This window comes from Cupriavidus sp. GW822-FHT02D05, from assembly GCF_058802485.1.
The window spans coordinates 20,822-28,735 of sequence record NZ_JBXAOE010000057.1; the positions used below are offsets into that span (position 1 = coordinate 20,822).

At 65.5% G+C, this 7,914-nt stretch carries 9 protein-coding genes; 4 read left to right on the forward strand and 5 right to left on the reverse strand.

Features of this window, described 5'->3' with window-relative positions:
- Positions 1 to 286: 286 nt before the first annotated feature.
- The gene (locus tag AC1RQK_RS39495; protein WP_492815012.1) at positions 287 to 2,242 is read left to right on the forward strand and encodes a methyl-accepting chemotaxis protein; all 1,956 of its coding nucleotides are present in this window, start codon (positions 287 to 289) and stop codon (positions 2,240 to 2,242) included.
- A gap of 25 nt (positions 2,243 to 2,267) precedes the next feature.
- Here the strand turns inward: AC1RQK_RS39495 and AC1RQK_RS39500 are convergent, their stop codons facing one another.
- Positions 2,268 to 3,176 (reverse strand): DMT family transporter, encoded by a 909-nt coding sequence (locus AC1RQK_RS39500; protein ID WP_492815014.1) that lies wholly within the window; start codon positions 3,174 to 3,176, stop codon positions 2,268 to 2,270.
- A 279-nt stretch (positions 3,177 to 3,455) separates the two neighbouring features.
- Here AC1RQK_RS39500 and AC1RQK_RS39505 point away from each other — a divergent pair, with 279 nt between their 5' ends.
- The 3 genes from AC1RQK_RS39505 to AC1RQK_RS39515 all read left to right on the forward strand — a co-directional run bounded on the left by AC1RQK_RS39505 (position 3,456) and on the right by AC1RQK_RS39515 (position 4,536).
- The gene (locus tag AC1RQK_RS39505) at positions 3,456 to 3,638 is read left to right on the forward strand and encodes a hypothetical protein (RefSeq protein WP_492815016.1); all 183 of its coding nucleotides are present in this window, start codon (positions 3,456 to 3,458) and stop codon (positions 3,636 to 3,638) included.
- A 60-nt stretch (positions 3,639 to 3,698) separates the two neighbouring features.
- Positions 3,699 to 3,947 carry a GlsB/YeaQ/YmgE family stress response membrane protein gene (locus AC1RQK_RS39510; RefSeq protein WP_017230370.1) on the forward strand — a complete coding sequence of 83 codons (249 nt, stop codon included), beginning with the start codon at positions 3,699 to 3,701 and terminating at the stop codon, positions 3,945 to 3,947.
- A 94-nt stretch (positions 3,948 to 4,041) separates the two neighbouring features.
- The gene (locus AC1RQK_RS39515; RefSeq protein WP_492815018.1) at positions 4,042 to 4,536 is read left to right on the forward strand and encodes a hypothetical protein; all 495 of its coding nucleotides are present in this window, start codon (positions 4,042 to 4,044) and stop codon (positions 4,534 to 4,536) included.
- Positions 4,537 to 4,605: 69 nt separating this feature from the next.
- Here AC1RQK_RS39515 and AC1RQK_RS39520 read toward each other — a convergent pair whose 3' ends face one another.
- The 4 genes from AC1RQK_RS39520 to AC1RQK_RS39535 all read right to left on the reverse strand — a co-directional run.
- Entirely contained in the window at positions 4,606 to 5,748 is a 1,143-nt protein-coding gene (locus tag AC1RQK_RS39520) for a tetratricopeptide repeat protein (protein ID WP_492815020.1), read from the reverse strand.
- A gap of 49 nt (positions 5,749 to 5,797) precedes the next feature.
- Positions 5,798 to 6,532 carry a site-2 protease family protein gene (locus AC1RQK_RS39525; RefSeq protein WP_492815022.1) on the reverse strand — a complete coding sequence of 245 codons (735 nt, stop codon included), beginning with the start codon at positions 6,530 to 6,532 and terminating at the stop codon, positions 5,798 to 5,800.
- A 37-nt stretch (positions 6,533 to 6,569) separates the two neighbouring features.
- Entirely contained in the window at positions 6,570 to 7,484 is a 915-nt protein-coding gene (locus AC1RQK_RS39530; RefSeq protein WP_492815026.1) for a DUF2167 domain-containing protein, read from the reverse strand.
- 23 nt (positions 7,485 to 7,507) lie between these two features.
- Positions 7,508 to 7,914 (reverse strand): hypothetical protein (locus AC1RQK_RS39535; protein WP_492815024.1); only part of this gene is annotated, 407 nt, incomplete at its 5' end.

The window sequence follows — 7,914 nt, forward strand, 5'->3', positions numbered from 1 at the left end:
CGCCAGGCGGCATTGGTTCAGGTGTTTCTTCTGATCTTTGCCCGCCCACCGCGCTGCGTTCGCGATCCCTTCGTTGTACGTCGGTTTTGCGTCTGTTTTGTGTCAGCCTGATCTCCGTTCCTTGCGTGCACGCTCTGGTTCTACGCCCGTTTAGCGGGCATTCTGCACCTGCCTTGTGCCTTTTCAGCCCCGCCCTTGTGCATGCGAAAAAAGCCGCGAAAACGCGCTTCAGTCAGCGTTCAGCCGGCCGATACAAGACGCATGCAAGCGATTCTCTGGGATCTTCGTGGCCACTATTCTCTCCCCCGCCGTGCGCCTGATGGCGCGCCTTACCATCACCCGCAAGCTGCTGTTGCTGGCCATCCTGTTCCTGATCCCGCTTGGCGGTGCGCTCTATGCGGTGCTGAGCCTGTCAGTGCAGACGATCCGCGCCTCGCAGGACGAACTGAGCGGCCTTGCCGTTGTCGACCGCGCGCTCGATTTCATGCGCGAGACGCAGGTCCGTCGCGGCGCGGCCAATGCCGTGCTCGCTGGCAACATTGCGTTTCGCGCGACGTTTGACGGCGCCGATGCGAAGGCAGCCGCACACCTTGGCGAGCTAATGAAACAAGCCGGCGAGGCCGCGCGCTTCGATGTCATGCCTGACGCACGCAAGCTGGAGCAGTCGTGGCAACGCATGCATGAAACGGGCCTGAACGCCACAGCCGGTGCGCTGTTCGACATGCACAGCGCGCTGGTCAAGCAGACGCGGCTGTTTATCGGCGATGTGGCCGACCGCTCTTCGCTCACGCTCGATCCCGACAGCGGCTCGTACTACCTGGTGACGCTGATGGTGGGGCAGATGCCCAAGCTGGCCGAGCTGAGCGCGCTGGCGCGCGGCAGGGGCGCGGCCATCATCAGCCAGGGCGGATACTCTGACGCGGCGCAGCAAGCCGAGCTGGCCGCGCTGGGCGAGCAGATCCAGGACGGGCTGGAATCCGTGCGGCGTGACATCGACCGCGTGATGCGCGGGGCCCCGGCGTATCGCCCGCGGGTGCAAGGCGCGCTCGCGCAACTGGCCGCGATGGATACCTTCTACCGCACGCTGAAGGAAAAGATGCTCGGCAGCGGCGGCATCGCCATCGAGGCCAAGCCCTATTTTGACGAGGCGACGGCGGCCATCAACGCGGTCTCCTCGGTCAACAAGGCGTTTTCAGGGATTGCCCGCGACATGCTGGAGCAGCGCATCGCTGCCGATATGCTGCAGCTCGAGGTGCTGGCCGGGGTCGCCCTGCTGGCCGTGGGCGCGGCGTTCTACCTGTTCGCCGGCTTCAGCCACGGCATGCGCGCCGACGTGCAGCAAGTGGCCGGCATGGTGGACCGGATCAACGCCGGCGACCTGGCCATCACGCTGGATGTGCGCGGCAGCGACGAACTGAGCCACGTCAAGCGGCACCTGCTGTCGCTGGTGGACACCTGGCGCGCGCTGATCGGCGATACCAAGCTCGGCGCGCAGAACGTGCTGGTGGCCGCCGGCGAGATCGCGCAAGGCAACCTGGACCTGTCGCAGCGCACGGAGGAGCAGGCCTCGTCGCTGCAGCAGACGGCCGCCAGCATGGAGCAGCTCACCGCGATCGTGCGGCAGAACGCCAGCAGCGCGGACCAGGCCAGCGCGCTGGCGGGCGAGGCCTGCGACATCGCCGTGGCCGGCGGGACCTCGGTGGGCCGCGTGCTGCGGACCATGGGCGAGATCGAGGCCGATTCCAAACGCATCGTCGACATCATCGCGGTGATCGACGGCATCGCGTTCCAGACCAACATCCTGGCGCTCAACGCCGCGGTGGAAGCGGCGCGCGCCGGCGAGTACGGGCGCGGCTTCGCCGTGGTGGCCACCGAGGTGCGCAGCCTGGCGCAGCGCGCCGGCAGCTCCGCCAAGGAGATCCGCACGCTGATCTCGCAGTCGGTGCAGCGGGTCGAGGCCGGCTCGGCGCTGGCGGGGGATGCCACCGCCACCATGGACAGCATCGTCGCCGCGGTCAAGCGCGTGACCGTCATGATGAACGAGATCAGCCGCGCGTCGCAGGAGCAGAGCAGCGGCATTGCCCAGGTCAACCAGGCCGTGACGCAGATGGATCAGGTCACGCAGCAGAACGCGGCGCTGGTCGAGCAGGCCGCCGCCGCAGCCGATGCGCTCAAGGAGCAAGCCCAGCGCATGGAGCGTTCGGTGGCGGTGTTCCGGCTGGATCCGGCGATCGCGGCCTAGGCGGCCTTGGCGGCCTTGGCGGCATTCAGCGCCGGTTGGCGATCCAGATGCCGGCCACGATGGCGCCCAGCCCGGCCGCGTGATACCAGCGCGGCCAGTCGCCCAGCAGGGCGGAAGACATCAGCGCGGCAAAGACGGGTGTGAGCGTGAAGAAGAATACTGGCAACTGCGCCCCGGCGCGGGCAATGGCACGGTCCCAGGCAAAGTAGGCCAGCAGCGAGGGGATTGTTGCCACATACACCAGGATGCCGAGCGCCTTGCCGTTCCAGTGAATCGGCACGCTTCCCGACAGCAGCTCCCACGCGACGAACGGCACGCAGGCCGCCACGCCCGCCACGATCTGCGCAAACAGCAGCACGGCCAGCGGCAAGTCCGGGCGCTTCTTGCGCAGCAGCCAGGTGTAGGCGCTCCAGGTGATGGTGCCCGCCAGCATGAACAGATCGCCGGCCACGAAATCCAGCTGGGCCAGCCGCCCGGGATCCCCGCGCAGCATCACCACGCCCACGCCGGCCAGGCATAGCAGGGCGCCCACCACATGCCAGCCGCGCACCCGCTCGCGGAAGAACAGCGCGCCGATGATCAGCAGGAAGATCGGGGCGGAAGCGCCGATCAGCGTCACGTTGATCGGCGACGATGTGGTCAGCGCCAGGTACTGCATGGCGTTGTAGACCGAGACGGAGAGCATGCCCATGGCGGCAATCACCCCGGCATGCTGGCGCAGCGTGGCGGCATGCTCGCGCACGCCCCGCCAGACATAGGGCGCGAGCAGCAGCCCGGCCAGCGCCCACCGGGCAAAGTTCAGCGTGATCGGCGGGATGGCGCCGGCGGCGTAGTGGCCGACGATGGCGTTGCCGGCCCAGCTCAGCGGCGGGAATGTCAGCAGGCCAAGCGTGCCCCAGTCGAGCCGGGCGCGGCCGGCGGCGGAAGTGGTCATCGGAGGGTTGTCGTCCTGTTCGTATTCTTGTTGTTCTTCTTGTTGTTCTTCTTGTTGTTCTGTTTGTTTTGTTTTCTGCCGGCATTATGCCGCAGGCGTGAATTGCAAACGATTGTGACTGGCGTGCTGTTGGCGGATGCGTTGCGCTAGTCTTCCCACCATCCGCACCACCCGGATACGAACTGTTACATAGCGCTGTGTTTTCGCTGTCAACACGTGCCGCCACCGGGCCGTTTTTACAGGCAACGCGCAAATTGCGCGCCTCACCTGGAGATAGACATGAAGAAGGTACTCGCCATCCTGACCCTCGGACTCTTCGCTGCCGGTGCTTTCGCCCAGGCGCCGGCCGCCGACGCCCCCAAGGCGCCTGCCAAGGTCGAAAAGAGCGCGCACAAGAGCAAGGCACACAGCAGCACCAAGCATACCAAGGCGGCAACGCCGGCCAAGTCCGCCGCGCAGTAATGCGCGGGTTCAGGGTGCGCTCCGCTGGGGGCGCACCCCTTTTTCTTTTCTCCTGACGCCATGCACCTGATCTGGACCATTCTTATCGGCTTCGTCGCCGGGCTCGTAGCGCGCGCCATTACCCCGGGCAACGGCCCCAGCGGGTTCTTCCTCACGGCCGCGCTTGGCATTGGCGGCGCGTTGGCGGCCACCTTTCTCGGGCAAGCCCTGCACTGGTATCGCCCGGGGCAGTCGGCAGGCTTTATCGGCGCCGTGGTGGGCGCGGTGATCCTGCTGCTGGCCTATCACCTGATCAGCAAGAAGAGCTAGGCCCCCGAGCCGCTGATGGCGATACGCCAACAGCAAGAGCCAAGCACCAAGCACCAAGCAGCAGCACCCGCAACACAGATCACGGAACCCGATCATGAGCCTGATGGACTTTTTGCAGAACGCAGCCTCCGCCCTGGGCGGCAATCCCGAGCAGCAGGTGGACCACATCGCGCAGAACGCCCCGGAGGGCGCGCTTGGTCAGTTGCTGGCCGGCGCTTTCCATTCGGATCAGACGCCGGCCTTCGGCAACATGGTGGGGGAGTTGTTCGGCCAGTCTAACGGCGCGCAGCAGGCTGGCATGCTTAACCAGTTGCTGGCAACGCTTGGGCCGGCGGTGTTGTCCGGGGCGGCAGGCGGCGCACTGGGCAATCTGCTGCAGCCCGGCGCGACCCAGGTCACGCCCGAGCAGGCCAGCCAGCTGAGCCCGGTGCAGGTGCAGGAGATCGCCACCCACGCCGAGCAGGTCCATCCAGGCATCGTCGACCAGATCGCCGGCTTCTACGCGCAGCACCCCACGCTGGTCAAGACCATCGGGAGCGCCGCGCTGGCCATTGCGCTGGCCAAGTTCAAGGAACACCAGCAGGGCTGAGTATCTGGGCTGGCATGGGCTCGAAGGCCTTGCCTTGGCGCCCCGCGACCTTAGCGCGGGGCGGTGTGCTTATGGCAGCTCCACCTGCAGGCGCGCCAGCGTGCGCAGCAGCGTTTCGTCATCGGGCGACAGGTGAGTCGCCATCGCAAACGCGGCGCGTGCCTCGTCCTTGCGGTCCAGTTGCCACAGCGCTTCGCCCTTGTGCACCAGGCCTTCCACGCGTGCGCCCAGGTTGCCCTCGGTGCCCTCGCCAAAAGCGGCCAGCGATTGCTCCATATAGCCGAGCGCCCGCTCCGGCTGGCCCAGGCGGAACAGTGCCCAGCCTTTGCTGTCGAGGATAAATGGGTCGTCCGGCGAGTGAACCAGCGCCTCGTCGATCATCGCCATGCCGCGCCCGACCATCCAGTTCGCGTCGACCAGCGCATAGCCAACCTCGTTCAGGTTCTCCTTGGCGAGCGGCGCCAGGCCAAGCGCGATATCCAGCTGCCTGTCGTCCCGGCCGGCAATCGCCAGGTCGATCAGCTTGCGCCGCACGCGCGCCTGGAAATCCGCACTGATTTCGTCTTTGCCGGCCTCGTAGCTGGCCAGCATCTGCCGGAACACGGCCGCCGGCCCGGCGCTGGCGGGCAGGGCGGCGATGGTCTCGGACTGGCGCTTGCACCAGGCATATTGGGCCGCATCCATACTGCCAAACTCATAGTCCAGGCTGATCGTCTGGGCCTTGTGGCTCTGCGCATAGTAGGTATAGCCGCGGCTATCCGTCCTGTTGCAGAACAGGAAACCGTCCTTGAGGTCGAGCACATAGGGCAGGCCGCCCATGGGATGGTTGCTGGTCTCGCCGCGCAGCAAAAACGACTCCCCGAAATCCCCTTCGCCGATGATCGGGTTGAGGATCCACTTGCCCTTTGGATAGCGCTTGGGCAGCCGCACCGACACGGTATTGCCCTGCTTGTCGGTGATGCCGAAGATCACACTGTCCTGCTCGTTCGGCTTTGGCATGACGCCTGCGATCCGCTGGCCCGGCAGGAACAAGCGGTAGCGGGCCTCGGGCAGGGGCCGGTCGGTGGCCGGATCGCGCAGCACGAACCGGTGCACCTGCGCGCCTTCGCCGAGCGTGCCCGGCTGGCGGTAGTCACGCGCCAGGGTCACGGCTGGAATGGTTGCCACAGCCAACAGGACCGCGCCCTTCAGGTAAAGCGTTTTGCTTCTCATTGTCTTGGTATTCAAGTTGAATTGGATTCGGGCGATTGGATTCGGGCGCTCAGGCGCCCATGCCGCTGGCGCGCAGGCTGCCCAGCATGCCGTGCAGGTCATGGCTCATGACCGCCAGGAACGCCACCAGCCCGAGGTAGTACAGCGTATAGGTCAGGCGCATTTCCGCGCTGATGGTGTAATAGGCGCGGTTCTCCGGGGCCTGCGGATCGTAGCGCCAGGCCTTGAGCAATTGCGGGGCCGCCAGCAGCGCCACCAGGATCAGGATCGGGCTGGGGCGCCACAGGAACATCGCCACCAGCACCGGCACGCCAAGGAACCAGATGCGCGGCGACAGCACCGCGGTGACGCGCCCGCCATCGAACGGCGAGAGCGGGATCAGGTTGAACAGGTTGATAAAGAAGCCCGCATAGGCCAGCGCCAGCATCAGGCCGCTGCCGGTGCCGCGGCCGATGTAATAGCAGGCCAGCGCGCCCAGGGTGCCAACCACCGGCCCCGCCAGCCCGATATAGGCCTCGGTCTCGACGTCGACCGGCTGGTCCTTGAGTTCGACCCAGGCCCCGACGAACGGAATGAAGGTGGGCGCGCCCACGGCCAGCCCGCGGCGGCGCGCGGCCAGGAAATGGCCCATCTCGTGGACAAAGATCAGCAGCACGAAGCCGGCGGCATAGCGCCAGCCGAAGATCAGCGCATAGGCGCCGATCGACAGCAGCATGGTGCCGCCCGTGGTCAGCAGCTTGCCCATCTTCAGGCCGCCCATGAGCAGGAGCAGCAGTTTGGTCATGGGTACAACTCCGTCGCCGAAGGGCGGGAATGCGGCTTCACTTCGGCTCTGCGGGACCGGACGGCTTGCGCTTGAACCACTTGGTGGCGGAATAGCCGATGCCCGCCACTGCCAGCATGATCACCTTGGCGAACTTGGCGAAGAACGCCGCCAGGATGGCCAGCAGGCCCAGCTTCTTCGCCGCTACCCCGCCGATCAGCGCGGCCAGCCCGTATTCCGCCACCTTGTCCGTGCTGGAATTGAAATCCGCATAGGCCTTGCCCTCGGAGAAGTCGAGGTTGGACAGCAACGTGCGCACCACGGGCTTGTTGGCGTCGACCTGGTCGCGCGCGGTGATCAGGTTCAGGCTGACGTAGCCTTCCCGCCCGAGCGCATAGGTGTTGTAGTTGACGGATTGCGGGGCATCGGCCGGCTGGCCTTTCTCGCGTGCCGACATCGACCAGATCAGCCGATGGCTGGCCGCCTCATAGTGGGGCCGCTCCACCCAGCCGACGATCTCAAGCCCGCGGATGCCGCGCTTCTCCCGCTCCTCGTTGGCGGCTTCCGTGCCTTCCTTGAGCGATTTGAAGAGATCGTCGACATTCCAGTCCTTGGCGTCGTCGTCGCGGATGTAGCCCGAGGGCTCGTACTTGGCCACCACCATCCAGTCGTCGTCGCCGGCGGGCAGCACCAGGCCGAGCAGCCGCTCGTCGGTGAGGTTGCCCATGGCGTGCATGAGCTTGCCGGCGGCCGGCTGGGGAATGAAAACTTCCTTGGCCGGCAGCTTCAGTGTGGCCTGTTCGCCCAGTTTTACCGTGGCCGGACCCGCCTGGGCGCTGGACTGCGCTGCCTGCCAGGCTGCCTCCATCTCCTTTTCCTTGCTCTCGCTGCCTTGCGCCAGCAGGCTGCCGGAAGCTAGGAGGCTCATCCCGCATGCCAGGCCGGCCAGCATGCCACGCAACTCGTGACCCATCATTCCCACAATGACTTCTCCCTTCACTTGATTATTTGTTTGTTTTTTTGTGGCACTGCCTGGGATGGCTGGGGGAAGGGGGGCTTCCTGTGGCCTCGCATGCAGTGCAATTGCCCGATATTTCGGTGGTTGGTGATTTTAGCGTTTTTTTTATTTGCGGCAGGGGAAGGTGATATTGCTTTGCTGGGTTGGTTGCTGTTTTTTTTGTCGGCGGTGGCATTTTGCACCCTCAAAGGGGCATAGGACATCGCTCTGCTGGGGTTGGTCGCTGTTTCTTTGTACGGCGTTGGTTTTTGGACCCAAGAGCCATACGACATCCCCCTGCGGGGGCTGCCGGTCACTCTTCTTTGCGTCGGCAAAGAGGGTGAGGACAAATTCAGGCATTGGACAATCGGCGTACGAGCAAACGTGCCTGAGATAGCCAGACCCA